A 20,303-nucleotide genomic window follows, 5' to 3' on the forward strand; every position below is an offset into this window, starting at 1 on the left:
ATCAAAAAACCACAGTTATGCTAAAAAATCACTTAAAAATAGCCTGGAGAAGTCTAAAAAAGCAACCTTTTTTTACTTTCCTAAATACATTTGGTCTTGCTATTGGTATGGTAGGAGGACTACTGATTTCATTGTATATCTACGATGAATTGAGTTTTGATAAGATGTTTGCAGATGCTGATCGTATTTATAGGATAAATGTTGATGTAAAATTTGGAGGAAATGCCGAAGAATATGCAGAAGTATCTGCTCCTATGGCCGAAGCCATGAAAAGAGATTATCCACAAGTAGAACTGGCCACCCGATTTAGGAATTTGGGGAGTATGTTTGTAAGAAAAAGTGATACCCAGTTAAATGTAAAAGAAGTTGGAGCAGCTTATGTAGATACAACTTTTTTCGAGATGTTTGGCCTTGATCTGTTGGTAGGAAACCCCAAGACAGCCCTAAAAGAACCTAATACTTTGATCCTAACCAAAACAGCAGCAGAAAAACACTTTGGGATAAATGAAGCTTTAGGGCAAAATGTGATATTAGATAATAGGGATACATATACAGTAGTAGGTGTTATAGATGATATGCCAAAGAACTCTTTCATTAGAAACCACAATGTTTTTATTGCAATGGCAGGAAATGAAGATGCTGCCTCTACCGAATGGGGAAACCATAATTATCCAACTTTTATTAAACTGAGATCGGGAGCAGATATCAAAGATTTTGATACTTTTTTAGAATCTGCATTAAGAGATTATGTAATTCCTGGAGTACAAAAGTATGCACCAGGGATAACAGAAGAACAATTTTTGGCTTCTGGGAATTATCTTAATTTTAGTACTATAGCCTTAACAGATATTCATCTATATTCTAGTAGATATCCAGAATTAAGTGCAAATGGCGATATTCAAAACGTTTATATTCTTTCTTTTATCGCATTATTTTTGATCATTCTGGCAAGTGTTAATTTCATGAACCTATCCACTGCGCACTCTCTTAAGAGGGCAAAAGAAGTAGGGGTTCGTAAAACATTAGGTTCTAATAAATCAGAGCTTATCAGACAGTTTTTGATAGAATCTGGTTTGATTTCTTTTATGTCATTAGTACTAGCCATTATAGCGGCTTCAATTGCAGTTCCTTTTTTTAATGAACTTGCGGGAAAAGAAATTTCCATACCATTTACCAATCCTTTTTTCTGGTTAATTTTGGTGACTTCGGTACTATTATTAAGTCTTTTTTCGGGTAGTTATCCTGCATTCTTTATGTCAAAATTCAAACCTATCCAGGCATTGAAAGGTATAACCGAAAATGGTATTGGAGGAGGAAAAATCAGAAATTCCTTGGTTGTTTTTCAGTTTGCTATTTCTGTGTTTTTGATTATAAGTACTCTAGTTGTTTTTCAACAATTAAAATTTATTCAAAACAAGGATTTGGGATTTATAAAAGATCAGGTTTTAATTATAAATGATGTGTATGCTGCCGAAAACAAAATAGCATCTTTTAAAGAAGAAGTACAGCAATTAGCTCAGGTAAAAAAGACATCGGTAAGTGGCTTTTTACCAACACCTTCATTTCGAAGTAATAGTACATTTTATAGAGAAGGGTTAAAAGATGATCATGAAAAAGCAATCAATATGAATGATTGGGATGTTGATTTTGATTATGTATCAACTCTAAATTTAGAAATCATTGCAGGACGTGATTTTAATCGACAATTTAGTACAGATTCAACAGCTATGATCTTGAACGAATCTGCTGTAGCTATCTTAGGAGTAAGACCAGAAGAAGCACTTGGTATGCGATTATCATCGGATTATGATGGAGGTGATGTTATATTTAGAACTGTAGTGGGAGTTGTTAAGGATTTTCATTATGAATCTTTAAGAAGAGATATTGATGCGTTGAGTCTTTCGTTGAACAATAGTCTTGGATCAATGGCAGTAAAGCTTAATGCCGGAGATTTCTCTAATACTATAGCGCAAATTGAAACTATCTGGAATAGAATATCTCCAGGTCAGCCTTTCGATTACTATTTCATGGACGAATCTTTCAATACCACCTATCAGGCAGAACAACGATTAGGGCGAATTTTTATCATATTTACCATTCTATCGATCCTAATTGCTTGCCTTGGGTTATTTGGCCTGGCTGCATTTAATGCAGAAAAACGAACCAAGGAGATAGGTGTTAGAAAGGTGATGGGAGCGAGTGTAAGTCAGATTACATATAGACTTACCATTGATTTTCTTAAACTCGTTGGGATAGCAATATTGGTATCTCTACCATTAGGATGGTTTGCTATGAGTAAATGGTTAGAAGATTTTTCATACCGAATAGAAATTAGTTGGTGGGTATTGATCCTTGCAGCTTTTCTCGCCGTTGGGATTTCGATATTGACTGTGAGCTATCAAAGTATTAAAGCAGCAATTGCCAACCCGGTAAAAAGTTTACGAACAGAATAAATCATCATCAAAAAACGACAGTTATGCTAAAAAATCATTTAAAAATAGCTTGGAGAAATCTCACAAAAAATAAACTTCAGACAAGTATAAATCTATTAGGTCTTACTGTCGGTACTGTTTGCTGTCTAAGCATAATAGTTTATGTATTTGCTCAATTAGGTTATGATACACATCATGAAGATGCCGAATCTCTTTATAGAATAAGAACTGTAATTACAGGGAATGGTAATGGTGGTGCTGATTTTAATGCAGCTACAAGTTCTCCTCCCATAGCTTTTGCCTTAAAAGAAGATTTTCCAGAAGTAACAGAAGCTTGTCGTATAGTATATTTTGGTGAGGGTAATGATGCGCTATTGAGAGTTCAGGATAGTAAAGAAAGCTATTATGAGTCTCGTGGTTATTTGGCAGATCCTACTTTTTTTAACCTATTTGGCTATTCTTTTAAAGAGGGTAATGCTACAGGTGCACTAACAAACCCTAATACTGTTGTCCTTTCTTCTACATTAGCCAAAAAATTATTCGGAGCTGGAGAAGCCTTACACAAAAATCTGGTTTTAGGCAGTGGTGAGGAGGAATTAATTTTGACCATTACAGGAGTTTTTGAGGATAATTCTGCAAAATCTCACCTTAATCCAAATTACATTTTAAGCATGAATTCCCCTGGATTGGGAGAGTTTGTAAGAAATGAACAAAATTTTGCAACTCAGAATTTTGTACATAGCTATGTAAAACTACTTCCCGGATCTAATGAGAAGCAATTGCAAGAAAAATTACCTGCATTTTTACAAAATCGTGGTGCACAAAATTTGGCAGCAGTAGGTTTTGATAAAGCATTACTATTGCAAAAGGTTAAAGATATTCACCTTTACTCTAAGGGAATCTCTAATCAGATTGATACCGTTTCGAATATTCAATATCTATATTTACTACTTATTCTTGCTCTATTTATCCAGGTAGTAGCATGTATTAACTTCATTAATCTTAGTACGGCACGGGCAAATAAACGTGCCAAAGAAATTGGGGTGAGAAAAGCAGTAGGTGCAAATAGAGGATCCCTAATACGTCAATTTTTAGGAGAATCAATATTACTATCTCTATTTGCTTTGGCGATAAGTATTCCTATAACAGCTTTGGTGTTACCTTTTGTCAATATACTTACAAAAGGAAATATAGACTATACTGCTTTATTTGATTTGAAAATTTTAATGCCTTTACTAGTATTAAGTATACTCAGTGGGTTATTTGCCGGAGCATATCCAGCTTTGATCTTATCTGCTATCAAACCGGTTAAGGTACTTAAAGGCACTATTAATGTATCAAGTGGGAGTGGAAACTTCCGTAAAGCATTAGTTGTCTTTCAGTTTATTGTATCTATTGCCTTAATAGCAGCAGTAATAATAGTGAATAAGCAAGTAGAGTATTCACAAACCAAAGATATGGGATTTGATAAAGAAAATCTTATTGCAATTCGTTTAGGAACCGATGAAGCGATAGGAAAATTTGATGCATTACGATCTCAAGTATCAACAGTATCGGGAGTTACCGATGTTGCAGGTAGTAATCACTATCCATCAGAATATATAATGAATGATTTAGGACTACATCTCCCAGGAGAAAACCCTGTAAATCAGACATTGGTTAAATACAATGGTATTAGTGATAATTATTTTGAAACTGTAGGAACACCTCTGCTTGTTGGTCGTGATTTACGTACTAATGATAGTACTCAGGTTATCGTTAATAAAGCTACTATTGATGCTTTTAATATTGATATAGATAATGCATTAAGTTCTAAATTGATACAAACGTATGAAGGAGAAACTTCGGTATATGAGATTGTAGGAGTTGTAGCCGATTACCATTTTGCCTCTCTAAAAGAATCAATAGCTCCTATCATGCTTTTCAATGATAATGAACCAGGATGGCTTATCGTTAAAACAGAAACTACAGATTTTAAAACCTTGCTAGCTAATCTTGATCGTAGCTGGACATCAATAAACCCTAGTACACCCTTTGTATACACTTTTGTTGATAAAGAAGTTGGAAAATTATTTGTTGAAGAAAAAAGACTAAGTCGAATATCAATTGTATTTACTTGCTTGGCTATTTTAATTAGTTGTTTAGGTTTATTTGGATTGATTTCTTTTATGGCAGAGCAGAAGAAAAAAGAAATAGGAATTCGAAAAGTATTAGGCGCCAGTGTAGGAACTGTAATCAATATGCTTACCAAAGATTTTGTAAAACTGGTACTCATAGCTTTACTCATAGCTACTCCTCTTGCATATTACTATATGGAAGACTGGTTACAGGGTTTTGCATATAGAATTTCGATTAGTTGGTGGGTTTTTGCCTTAGCGGGCGCTATTACTATGGGTATTACAATATTAACTGTATGCGTACAGGCATTTAAAGCAGCAACCGCTAACCCGGTAAAAAGTTTACGAACAGAATGAATTATCAACTCGTACTAAACTTATTTTCAATATCAAAAAACGATAGTTATGTTTAAAAACTATATCAAAATCGCTTGGCGAAATCTAAAAAGAAACAAAGGATATTCGGCCGTAAATATCGGTGGACTTACCATAGGTTTATCGGCTGTGATTTTCATGCTTTTTTATATCAATTATGAAAATAGTTATGATGTATTTCATACTGATTATGATAGGGTTTTTAGGGTAGAAAGAACATATGTTAGTGATATCCAAAGTGATATTTGGGATAATACACCGTACTCATTATCAGATGAATTACAAAACTCTATTCCAGAAATTACTAATGCCACAAGTATAAGAACTACCGCAAACTATCTAAGTGTTAATGATGCAATGTATCATGAGAAGAATGGACTATTTGCAGATAATGAGTTTTTAAAACTTTTTAGCCTAAAGTTCGTTGAAGGTGATCAACACAGCTCACTAGAAAATCCAATGAGTATAGTGCTTTCAGAATCATTAGCCAAAAAACTTTCTCCTGATAATAATAGTATAGGAAAAACAGTACGTATTGATAAAAAATATGATTGTGTAGTTACTGGCATATTTGCTGACTATCCTGATAATTCTCATTTAAGGGTTGATTATCTACTTTCTTTTAGCTCGTATGAGACTATTACAAAAAATAAACTCGATGCTGGGTGGGGTGTAAATAATGCATCTGTTTATGTTCAATTAGACAATAATGCAGAAATTGACAAGGTATCAGAAAAAGTAAAAGGATTTTTAACAAATCACCTTACGTTAGAAGATGGAATTCAAGAACTACTTAGTTTAAGACCCATCAGAGATATTTATATGAAAACTTCTAAAGTAAGGGGAGGCGGGGGAAATAGAAGTGAGATTACTATACTATATCTTTTTCTTGCAGTTGTAATTTTCACTGCTTTAATCACCTTGCTAAATTATGTAAATTCATCTACTGCCCAAGTTATGAAGAGAGAATTAGAAATAGGAATCAAAAAGGTTATGGGTAGTACAAAAAGTGATTTAAGATATCAGTTTATTACCGAATCATTGGTTATGGTATCTATTTCTTTTATTATTGCTATAGGTCTGGTACTATTGTTTCTACCACTCTTTAATAAAATTGTCGGAAAGAATTTATCTATTGTTTTTAGTCAGGATTGGCCATTTTTTATATATGCTGCGCTTGGTTCACTTTTTGCAGGTATTTTGGCTGGTCTATACCCTGTTTTCTTTCTTACGTCCTTAAAAATCTCCTCTTTTCTTCAAGGTAATTCATCTATTAAACGGCGTACAGGTTTAAGAAAAACTCTAGTTGTTTTTCAATTGGTTTTAGTGATACCGTTGGTATTTACTTCAATACTTATTATAGAACAGTTTAAATATATAGAGCAACGAGATATTGGGTTTGTAAAAGAAGATTTATTGGTATCGCAGATAGAAGTTACAAACGTTGAAGACAGGGAGGTAATTAAAACGATAGGAGAGCAATTACTACAAAACCCTAATATTCTTAATTATTCTATATCAGATTCAGCTCCATTTGGTGGAGGGAGTCACCAAAGTATGGACTGGGAAGGGAATACATCTAATGGTAAGGCTGTGATTAGGTCGCACAGGGTAGATTATGATTTTTTGAAAACCTACCAAATGACACTAACAGAAGGAAGAGATTTTTCTGAAGAGTATGCTACAGATATCCAAAGTGCATGCATCATAAACCAAACTGCTTTAGAATTGTTCGGATGGGACAATGCCTTGGGTAAGAAAATTGATAATGGGCGTTTAAAAGTAATCGGTGTAGTAAAAGATTTTAATGACTATACAGCATTCAAGAAAATCCCGCCTATGATCCTTTTTATGGATGAAGGTTCTGGTAGTTCATATGTTACCATAAAAGTAGCTCCGGATAAAAGAGCAGAAGCTCAGGTATTGGTCAATACACTTTTTAATAATAATTTTCCAGAAAGCCCTATTGAGTTCAGTTTTTTGGATCATGAACTTGATAGCAGTTTTTTGAATTCACTAAAAGGTACGATCAATATTTTTATTTTTTTCTCGGTGTTGGCTATACTATTGGCAGTACTTGGGTTATATAGTCTGGTATCTTTTTCGTTAAGAACACAGCAGAAAATGATAGCAATACGAAAAGTCCTGGGGGCAAATGTGGAAAGTATTTTTCTAATACTGTTTAAAGAGTATATGATATTATTCTGCATAGCTGCAACACTAGGACTTATTACAGTTTATTTCATTGCGAATAAAGTGATACATGTTTTTGCATATCATGAAGGCGTCAAATTCATCTATCTAGTTATGGCAGGTTTACTAGCTTTATTTGTGGTGCTTTTTTCGGTGAGCAGCAAAATAATTTCAGCAGTATTGCAGAATCCAATAAAAAGCTTGCGAACAGAATAAAGTATCAACTCGGACTTTATTTGTTTTCATCATCAAAAAATGACAATTATGTTTAAGAACCATTTAAAAATTGCCCGGAGAAGTATCTTAAAAGATAAGATGTTTACTTTCATCAAAATAGGAGGTTTTGCTGTTGGGATTATGGCATGTGTATTAATTGCACTTTTTATCAAAGATGAATTAAGCTATGACAAGCATTATGTTCATGAAAAACAAATTTATAGGGTATATACAGAAGTAATACATAAGGGCGAACTTATTAAATGGACTCATTACCCGGCACCTTTTGCCAAAGCCTTAAAAGAAGATTTTCCTGAAATACAAAAGTCAGGGAGATTTCTTACCAGTGAGCTTTTTGGTACAGGAAACAAAGAGCTTCGAATAGAAGGGGAGTCAGAAAATATTTTTGAAAATGGATTTATTTTTGCAGATCAGGAGTTATTAGAAATCTTAGAAATACCTCTTGCACAAGGAAGTACTAAAAGTGCTTTATCTCAACCAGGAACTATAGTAATCTCTCAAGCCAAAGCTGATAAATATTTTCCTAACGGAGATGCTATTGGCAAAACACTGATTTTAGATAATAATACAGAGAAACCTTATAAAATAACTGGTGTAATGAAAGATTCACCAGAAAACACACATTTTGAGTATAACTTTCTAATGACAATGGTAGGAAGAGGTTTTTATCCTTATGAAAAACATAACTGGGGTGCGCAGAACTATCATACCTATATTTTGGTAAATGATAATACTAACATACAAGAATTAGAACAAAAAATGTTCTCCATTGTTGAAGACTATATGATCCCTACCGCTAGAGAATCTAACAGGCTTGATAAAGTCGATTTTTTAAAAAGCTATAAATTCAAACTACAGCCTGTAAGCGATATCCATTTAAAATCAATAGATATTAGTGATGGATTAAAACATGGTGATATTCGTTTTGTATGGTTGTTTGGTGCCATTGCAGTATTTATTCTGCTATTGGCATGTGTTAACTTTATCAACCTATCTACAGCCAAATCAGCGAATCGTGCTAAAGAAGTAGGGTTACGAAAAACCGTGGGAGCTTTTAGGAGTAATTTAATTACTCAATTTATAACAGAATCAGTCCTGTTTAGTATCGTCTCATTTGTTTTGGGGGTGTTACTGGCATGGGTATTACTCCCATATTTTAATACAATTGCTTCAAAAGCATTGGTCGTACCATGGGGGCAATGGTGGTTTTTACCCATACTATTACTTTCGGCATTATGTATTGGGATTCTAGCCGGATTATACCCCGCCTTTTACCTCTCTGCTTTTAAGCCAGTGAGCGTATTGAAAGGAAGTTTGAGTACAGGTAGTAAAAGTGGTAAACTAAGAAGTGGCCTGGTTATTTTTCAATTTACTACATCTATTATCCTTATCATCGGAACACTAATCATATACCAACAGGTGAATTATATTTTGAACAAAAAACTAGGTTATGATAAAGAACAGGTTCTGATTGTTCAAGGCACGAAAAGTTTAGGGAATAAGACACAAAACTTTAAAGATCGACTATTAAAATTATCCGAAGTAAAACAAGTTTCTGTTAGTGATTATTTACCTATCGAAGGAACCAAACGAAACGGAAATACCTTTAAAGAAAAAGGCAAAGGAAATGATGGAATAGCCGTTCCTTCACAAATTTGGGAAGTAGACCATGATTACATCAACACTTTGGATATACGTATAAAAAAAGGACGAGATTTTTCTAGAGAATTAGCTTCAGATTCTACCGATGCTATAGTCATTAATGAGATCATGGCTAGGGATTTTGGTTTTGAGAATCCTTTAGGGAAAGAAATAACTAATGGAAGACAATCCTGGACTGTAATTGGGGTAGTAGAAGATTTTCATTTTGAAACCTTAAAAGATGACATTCAACCTTTGGCAATGACTATAAGTAATAGCCCAGGGATGATTTCTGTACGTTTAGGCACAGATAATATAAATCAAGTATTAAAATCAATTACCTCGATTTGGGATGAAAGCGTTCCTAATCAATCTTTTAGATATAGCTTTCTAAATCAGGATTTTTCTAAAATGCATGAAGATGTACAACGTATGGGTAAAATCTTCATCAGTTTTGCTTTGTTTGCAATCCTTGTAGCGTGCTTAGGTTTATTTGCTCTTTCAGCTTTTATGGTAGAGCAACGTAAAAAAGAGATTAGTATCCGCCTGGTTTTAGGAGCTCCTTTTAAAAGTATATATAAATTATTGACATTAGATTTTTTAAAACTGATTATAATTTCAATAGCTATTGCCATTCCTATTGGTTGGTATATGATGAGCCGATGGCTAGAGGATTTTGCATATCGTATTAACATTGGTTGGGGAATATTTTTAGTAGCAGGAACCCTGGCAATAGCAGTAGCGATTCTAACCATAAGCTATCAATCTATCGGGGCAGCATTTATTAAACCGTTAAAAAGCTTACGAACAGAATAATCATAAAATCTTGCAGAGTTGCTGAATCAAATGTGGCACATACCTGCGAGATCTAAATAGAAATATATATCATGCACACTTTATATTTTAAAATAGCAATTAGATATCTTTTAAAGAATAAACTCTATTCCTTTATTAATATTTTGGGATTAGCCATTGGAGTTGCTTCTTTTATTTTGATTATGGTTTATGTGAATTATGAACGTAGCTATGACACTTTTGAGGGATCAGAAAATGTATACCGAGTATATATGGATGCTCTGGAAGGTGATGTTTTTGAAGCTTCAGATGCGCAAACCGCCAATCTTATTGGCCCTACCTTAAAACAAGAATTCCCTGAAGTGATAGAACAGGTACGTCTTTATCGTTTTGATAAGGTGACTTTTAAATATGATGGAAAAATCATTGAAGAATCCAAAGGTGCCATGGCAGATGAAACCTATTTTGAAGTATTTAATTATCCCCTTTTAAAAGGAGATAAAAAAAATGTGCTAAAAGAACCCAATACTATTGTACTTACAGAATCTTTTGCTAAAAAAATATTTGGAGCGCAAAACCCAATACAAAAGACATTATTAGGCTTTCATGTAGGAGAAGAAGTATTATTAACGGTAACTGGAGTTTTAAAAGATATTCCCGAAAATACTCATATGAAAACCAATTTCCTGATTTCTTTGGATACTTATGCGACCTGGTTTGCATCAGATGCAGAAAAAAAATTAAACTGGGGACATTGTAATTTTTATACGTATCTAAAAATAGATGAAAATGTAGATAAGGATCTTCTGAAAAGTAAAGTGATTGCTAGTGACTTTGAGGACGATGAAGATGAAAGGTACAATATAGAACCTCTGGAAGATATCCACCTGTATTCTAATAAACCTTATGAAGCCGAAACTAATGGTAGTATCAGCAGGATAAAGTTTCTAACGACCATAGCTTTTATAGTACTGTTATTATCATGGCTTAATTATATCAATTTATCCACCACCAAATCCTTGGAGCGTGCCAAGGAAGTTGGTGTTCGTAAGGTTGCCGGGGCACAACGTATACAACTTATTTTGCAATCGTTAACAGAATCGATTGTTCTAAACGGTATCGCAATTGCCATAGCAATTATACTTGCCCTAAGTATGCTTTCAATCTATAACAATGTTACAGGTAAAGAATTGGTTATACAGAATTCTACTATTATAGAGCTATTGCCTATTATTAGTTTTATTGTAATTGGGATGATCCTAACAGGACTATATCCTGCTATTTTACTAAGCGGATATTCACCTTCAAAAGCATTAAAAGGAAAGATACGTGCTTCTGCTAGTGGATTGAATATTAGAAAAGGATTGATCGTTATGCAATTTCTAGCCACTATTGTTTTGCTTATTGGTACGATAGTCATTACCAAACAAATAGATTTTATGCAAAAACAACCGATCGGTGTAGAATTGAATCAAACTATTTCTTTTCATGGTGAATTTTTAAGCAATATATCAGATTCCCTGGCTAGAAATAAATGTAAAATCCTTGAAACAGAGCTGCAAAAATTCCCTTTTGTAGAGAGTACAGCAAGAACTCAGACGTATCCTGGGGACGGTTATCATAATTTATCAGGATTCATAGGACTGAAATACCCCAACGGAACAGAGGATAGCAAAAAAGTATTTTACAAATATGCAGCAGACAGTAATTATCTTGATGTATTAGACATTCAATTTCTTGCCGGAAACAATTTTATAAACAATCCCAAAGGAAATAGCAATACTGTTATAATTAATGAAGCTTGTATGCGCGAAATAGAAGTTTTTAACCCAAATGAAGCTATCAATAAAACCATAAACTTTTTTGGAAGAGACTGGGTGATTTCTGGGGTTATTGAAAATTACCATCATTTCGGATTAAAAAAAGAGATACATCCTATGATTATTCTACATGGCAATAGCAGTGATAATTTATTAGTAAAATTTGATGAGACTATTGCTTCTGCTTCAGGATACAACAAAGCGATTACCCAGATAGAAGAAAAATGGAAGCAAATACTGCCACAAAGAACTTTTGATTATACATTTTTGGACAAAAAGTTTGAAGCCCAATATAATGATGATAAAGAATTTAGTGCTGCTTTTAGGATATTTACTCTTCTGGCAATATTTATTGCCGCGTTAGGCTTATTTGGGTTAACATCTTATACCTGTGTACAGCGTAAAAAAGAAATTGGGATTAGAAAAGTAAACGGAGCAAGTATTTTCAAGATTCTAAAACTACTAAACATTGATTTTATCAAATGGGTAGGGATTGCGTTTATAATTGCGATTCCCATAGCCTGGTATACGATGAATTCCTGGTTAGAAAACTTTGCGTTAAAGACAAATCTTAGCTGGTGGATATTTGTACTCGCAGGAATAATGGCACTTGGTATTACATTACTTACAGTAAGTTGGCAAAGTTTTATGGCGGCCAATGGAAATCCTGTTGATGTACTAAGAGATGAATAGTAAATGATTCTGAATCAATCAAGAAATAAATCAATATGTTAAAAAACCATATAAAAGTAGCGTGGAGAACACTTTTGAAACACAAAAGCTTGTTTACAATTAATATTTTGGGTCTAGCTATAGGAATTGCTACCGCCCTTATTATATTCCTTTTTGTAGTAGACGAATTAAGTTATGATCGCTACCATAAAAAAGCAGATCAGATTGTTAGAGTTGTGCTAAAAGGCAAGATGAATGGTGAATTAATAAAAGAAGCCGTTACACCCGGTCCTGTTGCATATACATTACAAGAGGAATTTCCAGAAGTTTTACAGGCAACTCGTATTAAATCAAACGGAACCCCACAGATTACCCATAAAAACAACACATTTAGAGATCAAAAGTTTGCGTATGTAGATCCTAATTTTTTTCAGGTATTTACATTACCACTCATTAAAGGAGATCCTGCTACAGCACTACTAGAACCTAATACTATTGTTATTACTCAAAAATTAGCATCAAAGTATTTTGGAAATGAAAACCCTCTGGGAAAAATATTAGAGTTTAAAGAATGGGATCAACACTATAAGGTCACAGGAGTAATTAACGAGATTCCTGCAAATTCTCACTTTCATTTTGACGCTTTTGGATCTATGAAGGGATTTGCAGATGCAAAAGAACTTAAATGGATAGAATCTGGTTACCATAGTTATCTTCTTCTTGATAAACGTGTGGATTATAGAAATGTAGAAGAAAAATTACCAAAAATTGTTCATAAATACATGGGTCCGCAGATAAAAAAATCTATGGGGATGACTTTCGAAGAGTTTAATGGAAAAGGTAATGATATTGGACTATTTCTACAACCTTTGACCGATATTCATCTTCATTCTGATTTTGCAGATGCTACCAATCTCAAACCTGGAGGTGACATCAAAACAGTATATATTTTTGGTGCAATAGCGATATTTATATTAATAATAGCTTGTATAAACTTTATGAACCTTTCTACTGCTGCAGCATCAAAAAGAGCTAAAGAAGTAGGAGTAAAAAAAGTACTTGGATCACCAAAAAGTCAATTAATTAAACAGTTTTTGGTAGAATCTTTTATCGCAACGATGATTGCTATGGTATTGGCATTAATTCTGGTTATGATTTCATTACCATTATTTAATGATCTATCCGGAAAAACATTAGAAGTGACTTATATTCTTCACCCTAAGGTTTTGATGTACTTGTTGCTATTAGGAATAGGGATTAGTTTTCTGGCGGGAAGCTATCCCGCTTTTTTCCTCTCTTCATTTACCCCAATAACTGCTCTAAAAAACAAACTTACCAATACAGGTAATAGTAAAGGATTAAGAAGTGGGTTGGTCATTTTTCAGTTTACTATATCGGTGGGTCTTATCTTGGCTACCATAGTGGTAGATCAACAGATGTCTTTCATTCAAAATAAAGATATAGGCTATGAAAAAGACCAAATATTAGTATTAAGAGATTCCTGGATGTTAGGCGATAACGAAAAAGTTTTTAAAGAACAGTTATTTAAAGACCCCAGAGTATCCAATATTACAATGTCTGGTCATATCCCTGCGGGACCGTCTTATAATCATATGTCAAGCATTTATCCAGGTCAGGATTCTGATGCGATTAGAAGAACTGTTGTGTACAATATTGATGAACACTATATCCCAACTATGGGAATGCAGTTAATTGCTGGAAGAAATTTTGATAAAGAAGAAGGGTCCGAAACTACCAATTTGATTATTAACGAAACTTCTGCCAGGATTTTGGGCTTTACAGGCAATGCGATTGGTGAGGCGGTAACAATGTCTATAGATAATGAAGGAGGCACAAGACAGTATTCGGTAATTGGGGTAGTAAAAGATTTTCATTTTAAATCATTACATCAAACTATAGATCCTCTTATCATGATTAATGAACCGAGTTCGGGGCTAATTGTCAGAGCAAAAACATCAGATATCGAAGGATTAATTACTGTCGCAGAAGATATGTGGAATGATTTTAAAGTAAACGAACCTTTTAATTATGGTTTACTCGATGAATTATACAATCAAACCTATCTAAAAGAACAAAAAATGGGAACCATTCTTAGAGTATTTGCTCTACTTACCATTTTTGTAGCATGTTTGGGATTATTTGGTCTGGTAACCTTTACTGCCGAACAACGATTTAAAGAGATCGGAATCCGTAAGGTGTTGGGCTCTACCGTGCCTCAAATCATAAAAATGCTTTCGGCCGATTTTATGAAACTGGTATGTATATCATTTTTGATAGCATTTCCTCTTGGGTTTTATGTCATGAATACATGGCTTCAGGATTTTGCATATCGTATTCAAATACAGTGGTGGATATTTGTTCTGGCAGGCTGCTTAACGCTGTTAATTGCATTTATGACCATAGGTTGGAAAAGCTTTAGGGCAGCATCAATGAACCCTATAAAAAGTTTAAGAACTGAATAAATAAAAAGTAATGATCAAAAACTATATCAAAATAGCATGGAGAAATGCTATTCGACAAAAACAATTTACTATTCTTAATATACTTGGGCTTAGTATCGGGATAGGAACATGTTTTATCATTGGATTATATATTCATAGTGAAATGACCTATGATACTTTTCATGACAAAGCAGATCGTATTTATAGAGTTAACCAGCCTAATATTTGGGGTGATTGGAATGAGATGTCTTCGGCTACAGGCCCCAATGTGGCTATCGCATTAAGAGAAGATGCTCCAGAGTTTGAAGAAGTAACCAGACTTTTAAGGACGGGTACACAGATCGTACGATCCAAACATAATGAAGAAGCAAGTTTATATAGCGAAGAACAATACTTTGCTGCCGAAGAAAACTTTTTTAACGTATTTTCTTTTAAATTTTTACAAGGTGATTCTAATACAGCGCTTAGTGAACCTATGAGTATGGTGATGACAAAAAAAACAGCAGAACGTTATTTTGGCACAGAAAACCCAATAGGAAAAACAATAGAAGTAAAAGATTATGATAACTCCTGGAAAACCTATACCGTAAAAGGAGTACTTGATGATGTTCCTTATAAATCACATATTCAATTTGATATGTTGGTTTCTTTAAAAAGCCATTCCGAAATGATGCAAATGAATGGTTGGAAATGGATTTGGACAGCATTTTCGACTTATGGATTAGTGAAAGAAGGAACAAATATAGCAGCGTTTTCCGAAAAAATTCAGGCTATCCCACCAAAATGGGCACCGCCTACAACAGAACGTATTTTTAATCAAACGTTTAAAGAATTTACTGCGGGACACGACTGGACATTATACCTGCAACCTCTTAGAGAAATATACCTATCTGAAGCGCCTTCTGCTCATTCCTTTGGACCAACAGGAAACCCAATGTTTGTTAGAATATTCGGAGCCATAGGTGTTCTGGTACTTATCTTATCCAGTATCAATTTCATGAACCTCTCCACAGCAAGATCATCAAAGAGAGCAAAAGAAATAGGTGTGAGAAAAGTTTTAGGATCCAAACGAAAAGCACTAATCAAACAGTTTGTTTTAGAATCTACACTCTTCGTTTTGATAGGTACTGTTTTTGCCTTAATACTCGTACAACTTTCTTTGGGGGTATTTAGCACTATGGCAGATGTGCAACTCGAACTGATTCCGTATTTAGGGAACCCAATATTTCTGGCAATTGTACTATTATTTATATTAGGATTGGGCTTAATCTCAGGAAGCTACCCTGCGTTTTATCTTTCAATGTTTCAACCCATAGAAACCCTTAAAGGAAAAGTAAGCACAAAATTTAAAGGAAAAGGAATTAGAAATGGATTAGTTGTCTTTCAGTTTACTATTTCTATTGCTCTGGTGATTTGTACTTTATTCGTACAAAAGCAATTGGCATATACTTCCTCTTTACATTTAGGATTCGAGAAAGATAATATTCTACAAATTCATAATATCGAGCAGATCGGTTTTGATACCGAAGCACTTAAAACAAAACTGATATCAAATCCAGCTTTCTCAAAAGTCGGAAAATCATTTGGGCTTCCGCCAAATATATGGTCTGGAGACCGATACAAAACGTTGGGAGCTAATGACCAGGTAGCTCAACTTAGAAATGTAAGAACAGAAGAAGATTATCTCGATGTATTGGGAGTAGAATTTGTTGCCGGGAGAAATTTTGATTCGTCCCGACCTACAGATAAATACAAAGTAATATTAAATGAAAAAGCGGTTAAAACCTTGGGGTGGGGAAATAAGGAGTCTTATAATGCAGATTCCCCTATTGGAAAAATACTGGCTTTAGCCTCTGGAAGTGAAGATCAATTTGAAGTCATGGGCGTAGTTAAAGATTTTAATATTAATAGTGTACAAGAAGAAATAGCACCATTGGTCATTATCCATCATCAAAACGATAAGGTTTGGGATTATGGGGCTGGATTATCCTATTATTCGATGAGACTTAATCCTGTAGTGGTTAAAAACCCTGATGACCTTCAAATGTTGATCGAAAGTATTAAAGAAGATATAGCACAGATAGATCCTTCGGTGCCATTTGAATATAGTTTTATGGATCAGGATTTTGAAAACACTTTTGTATCAGAACATAGAATGGGTATCATACTTAGTGTATTTACCATTATGGCATTACTTATAGCTTGTCTTGGATTATTTGGCCTGGCTGCTTTTACTGCAGAGCAACGTATCAAAGAATTAAGTATTAGAAAAGTATTAGGTGCCAAGGTATCAGAGTTAGCTTTTTTATTCTCTTCAGAATTTACAAAACTGGTTCTTATTTCTGTTATCCTTGCTTCGCCCATAGCTTATTTTTTGGTAAATGAGTGGCTCAAAGATTTTGCATATAGAACCCCAATAGATAGTTGGGTGTTTATAGTGGCAGCGATAAGTGCATTTATAATTACGTTGGCAACAGTAAGTTTTCAAACGATTAAAGCAGCATCATCTAATCCAGTTAAAAATTTAAGAGCAGAATAAAATTATTTCGGATCTCATCGGTTTTAAAAACCGAGATCTATTTTAAAAATTGATAAATAGAAAATAAATCTGATTAAAAAACTGGGTATCTAAAAAGAATAATTAAAACGTCATGGTAAACAAAACAAAGTATTCTATCGACTGATTCTTAAAAATATAGATTACTTTGTATGTTGTAAAAACGAAAAACGAGATTTTTTTGGATACCCATTTTAAACCCGGATTAACATATAACAAAAACTGAAAAAATAAAATATGCTATTACAACTAAAAAATGTATCAAAATGGGTACACTCAGGAGGACAGAAAGTCTTTTTGTTAAAAGACATTAATTTTTGGGTAAATGAAGGGGATTTTATCTCTATCATGGGACCTTCTGGGTCCGGGAAATCTACTTTACTCAATATCATCGGAATGTTGGATGATTTTAATGAAGGAGAATATACGTTTCTGGAAGAAAAGGTACATTCATTAAAAGAAAAACACCGCGCTAATCTGTATAAAGAATATATAGGATTTGTGTTTCAGGCATATCATTTGATCGATGAATTAACGGTAAAAGAAAATCTGGAGATGCCATTATTATATAAAAAACATAGTTCATCAGAGCGAAAATCTTTGGTGGCCGATATGTTGGATCGCTTTAATATTGTGGGTAAAAAAGATCTTTTTCCTTCTCAGTTAAGTGGAGGACAGCAACAATTGGTTGGTGTTGCCAGAGCACTTATTGCTAGTCCAAAATTAATTCTGGCAGATGAGCCTACTGGGAATCTTAATTCTAAACAGGGAGAAGAAATCATGGAAATTTTTACACAATTAAATAAAGAAGGGGTGACCATTATACAAGTGACACATTCTGAAAAGAATATGGCATATGGCTCTCGGGTTATCAACTTATTGGACGGTAAAATGGAGTAAAAAAACGTATTAAAAGCGTCAATTTGAGTGGTTTTTCATAGTGAAACGAAGAAAAATTGTATCGACCCTTCGACGAAGCTCAGGATGACAAGGCTTTTGATTAAAAACGTACTTATCTTAGATCGCTCTGCTGAGCTTGATCGAAGTACAATTTTCTGCCGAAAATCACTCAAAATGAGGCAAATTGTCTTACATAGAACTCACGTTAAATTATAGTAGAGTATCGAGTTGTCTATGGATTTCAGCGTATGCTGAGTCTATAAACAACTTGAACCCTTCGATAGGTTTAGACAGGATTTATTGAAGTGCTGGAATGACTTATCATTCTGAACTTGATCCAGAATCTACTTCGGGAGTTACTGTAAATTGTCGTATTGCAGAATTTGGCTCTATGATATTATATCCTTTCCAGAATTCTGGATTGTATTTAGATAGATATTGAGGTTTAATACTTTTGTTTTCGGTACTGGACTTATAATCAGCTTCTGATAGTTGTTTGGAGTCAAAAACGACGATCTCAAACTTACTTATGTTAGTCATAATAACATCCAGGGCTAACGATAACTCGTTTTGTTTACGTCGTCCTTTAACAAATTTATTTTTCTCAATTACTTTTAGAGGGCGATCAAAGCCAAATAGATTCCCTCTACGCATTTCGAGGTATTTAAGATCATATTTATTATTTTGTCCTTTAGAAAAAATCACTTTGTTACGATACAGATTATCTCGAAACATAACACCTAGAAGTTTAAAGCTTTTGAGGTTTTTTACATTCTCATAATCTGCTCTAACAATAGCAAAATCTTCGGTATTAACATATAATGTACCTTTAAAGTCTGCTCTCCATTTTGGCGAAAAATTAATAATATATACACTATTATCATCCATATAAGTATAATCGATAAGTTCGAAATTATACCTGCCTGATTTGTTCAAAAAATTAGACATCGCATCTTCGTTAAAGAAAAGACTCGACATCAAACTTTCCAATCCGGATTTTCGATGGTTTAAAAATTCACTCTTGTCGTCTTTTTTCTTTTGATTATCAATTTCATCCTTAACAATTGATGCTTCTTCTGTATTTTCCAGCAGAGAATCTACCTGTACCTTGGTGCCAAATAAACCGGATTTTATTTTCAGATAGGAATTGGGTTTTACATTTTTCTTAAATATAGTCTCCATACGTTCGGCTACAGCCTCCATAGACACTTTATTGTTTTTGTCATAGAGTTCTGCGGCTTTGATGATATGAAGTTTCTGCTTGTCAAAATTACCGTATAGATCACATAAAACTTCTGTATAAAACTCAGCTTTTCTTGGTAAAATAGAAATAACGCTATCAATCAATTTCTTGTTGAGCTCTTTGATCGTCGATTTTTTAAATTTGACATCGAATTTTTTTACAGCATTAAACTCAGATTCTCTAAAAAATAATCGTCTTTTGGATAGATCAAAATTATAATTTTGATCTACTCGTTCTTTAACGTTATCAATAATCTCATCTACGGTTAGATTTTTATTTGAAATAAAAACACCTTTTAGCTCTATAGCTTTGGGTTGAATATAAATGATACTATCGGTTGCATTCTTTACCGATACACCTACTTTTTCATACCCCATAGAGGAAATATAAATAGAGTCAATTTTAGCGAAATCACCATTTAGATTTAAGCTAAATCTCCCTTCTTCATTAGTGATAACTCCATGATTTTCTGATAATTGTATAGTTGCATATGGAATAGGCTCATTAGTTTTTTTATCCACCACCTTTGAAGTAATGGTTTGAGCAGTTACCATAGTACCTATGGATATGAATAAAAGTAAAGCTAATACTACCTGATTATGGTTCATAATTTGATATTTAGATCAGTAAAGTTCCTATATGTATAAGACGCAATATAAATGTATAAAGTTGCCTGATACAATCATAAAAGGAAGACTGAAACAAGAACTAATTGTTACAAAGGAATTTACAAATTAAAAAAATCACAATCAAGATAATAGTATCTTGATTGTGATTTTTTAAGTATAGAAATATTCCTAGTGAGAGCATTAGTTGTATAGCCCTAAAAGCTTGTATAGTAAGGATTAGGTTGTTCAAC

The 20,303-nt window shown here is 33.7% G+C and carries 9 protein-coding genes; 8 read left to right on the top strand and 1 reads right to left on the bottom strand.

The features are described from left to right. Nucleotides 1-17 precede the first annotated feature (17 nt). The 8 genes from AAFU52_RS10120 to AAFU52_RS10155 all read left to right on the top strand — a co-directional run bounded on the left by AAFU52_RS10120 (nt 18) and on the right by AAFU52_RS10155 (nt 18,201). Nucleotides 18-2,453, top strand: coding sequence for an ABC transporter permease (locus AAFU52_RS10120; protein ID WP_438426329.1), 2,436 nt, complete (start codon nt 18-20; stop codon nt 2,451-2,453). Between the two features lie 23 nt (nt 2,454-2,476). Continuing rightward, nucleotides 2,477-4,906: an FtsX-like permease family protein gene (locus AAFU52_RS10125; protein ID WP_438426330.1), complete on the top strand. Its 2,430-nt coding sequence runs from the start codon at nt 2,477-2,479 to the stop codon at nt 4,904-4,906. Between the two features lie 48 nt (nt 4,907-4,954). Further along, nucleotides 4,955-7,333 (top strand): ABC transporter permease, encoded by a 2,379-nt coding sequence (locus AAFU52_RS10130; RefSeq protein ID WP_438426331.1) that lies wholly within the window; start codon nt 4,955-4,957, stop codon nt 7,331-7,333. Between the two features lie 48 nt (nt 7,334-7,381). Then, complete coding sequence (locus AAFU52_RS10135; protein ID WP_438426332.1) at nt 7,382-9,811, top strand: ABC transporter permease; 2,430 nt, start codon at nt 7,382-7,384, stop codon at nt 9,809-9,811. 71 nt (nt 9,812-9,882) lie between these two features. Beyond that, entirely contained in the window at nt 9,883-12,303 is a 2,421-nt protein-coding gene (locus tag AAFU52_RS10140; RefSeq protein WP_024769630.1) for an ABC transporter permease, read from the top strand. 35 nt (nt 12,304-12,338) lie between these two features. Continuing rightward, nucleotides 12,339-14,765: an ABC transporter permease gene (locus AAFU52_RS10145; protein WP_438426333.1), complete on the top strand. Its 2,427-nt coding sequence runs from the start codon at nt 12,339-12,341 to the stop codon at nt 14,763-14,765. Between the two features lie 10 nt (nt 14,766-14,775). Further along, nucleotides 14,776-17,283, top strand: coding sequence for an ABC transporter permease (locus AAFU52_RS10150; protein ID WP_438426334.1), 2,508 nt, complete (start codon nt 14,776-14,778; stop codon nt 17,281-17,283). Nucleotides 17,284-17,538: 255 nt separating this feature from the next. Continuing rightward, on the top strand, nt 17,539-18,201 hold the full coding sequence (locus AAFU52_RS10155; RefSeq protein ID WP_024769627.1) for an ABC transporter ATP-binding protein: 663 nt from the start codon (nt 17,539-17,541) through the stop codon (nt 18,199-18,201). A gap of 321 nt (nt 18,202-18,522) precedes the next feature. Here the strand turns inward: AAFU52_RS10155 and AAFU52_RS10160 are convergent, their stop codons facing one another. Next, nucleotides 18,523-20,052, bottom strand: a complete 1,530-nt coding sequence (locus AAFU52_RS10160; protein ID WP_024769626.1) for a carboxypeptidase-like regulatory domain-containing protein — start codon at nt 20,050-20,052, stop codon at nt 18,523-18,525. Nucleotides 20,053-20,303 lie beyond the last annotated feature (251 nt).

The sequence above is a fragment of the Aquimarina macrocephali genome, assembly GCF_051627225.1.
Classification (GTDB): domain Bacteria; phylum Bacteroidota; class Bacteroidia; order Flavobacteriales; family Flavobacteriaceae; genus Aquimarina; species Aquimarina macrocephali.

Excerpts from the sequence above, each read along its gene's own strand:
- AAFU52_RS10120 (WP_438426329.1), top strand. The coding sequence starts at position 18 with ATGCTAAAAAATCACTTAAAAATAGCCTGGAGAAGTCTAAAAAAGCAA.
- AAFU52_RS10150 (WP_438426334.1), top strand. The coding sequence starts at position 14,776 with ATGATCAAAAACTATATCAAAATAGCATGGAGAAATGCTATTCGACAA.
- AAFU52_RS10125 (WP_438426330.1), top strand. The coding sequence starts at position 2,477 with ATGCTAAAAAATCATTTAAAAATAGCTTGGAGAAATCTCACAAAAAAT.
- AAFU52_RS10160 (WP_024769626.1), bottom strand. The coding sequence starts at position 20,052 with ATGAACCATAATCAGGTAGTATTAGCTTTACTTTTATTCATATCCATA.
- AAFU52_RS10140 (WP_024769630.1), top strand. The coding sequence starts at position 9,883 with ATGCACACTTTATATTTTAAAATAGCAATTAGATATCTTTTAAAGAAT.
- AAFU52_RS10135 (WP_438426332.1), top strand. The coding sequence starts at position 7,382 with ATGTTTAAGAACCATTTAAAAATTGCCCGGAGAAGTATCTTAAAAGAT.
- AAFU52_RS10145 (WP_438426333.1), top strand. The coding sequence starts at position 12,339 with ATGTTAAAAAACCATATAAAAGTAGCGTGGAGAACACTTTTGAAACAC.
- AAFU52_RS10130 (WP_438426331.1), top strand. The coding sequence starts at position 4,955 with ATGTTTAAAAACTATATCAAAATCGCTTGGCGAAATCTAAAAAGAAAC.
- AAFU52_RS10155 (WP_024769627.1), top strand. The coding sequence starts at position 17,539 with ATGCTATTACAACTAAAAAATGTATCAAAATGGGTACACTCAGGAGGA.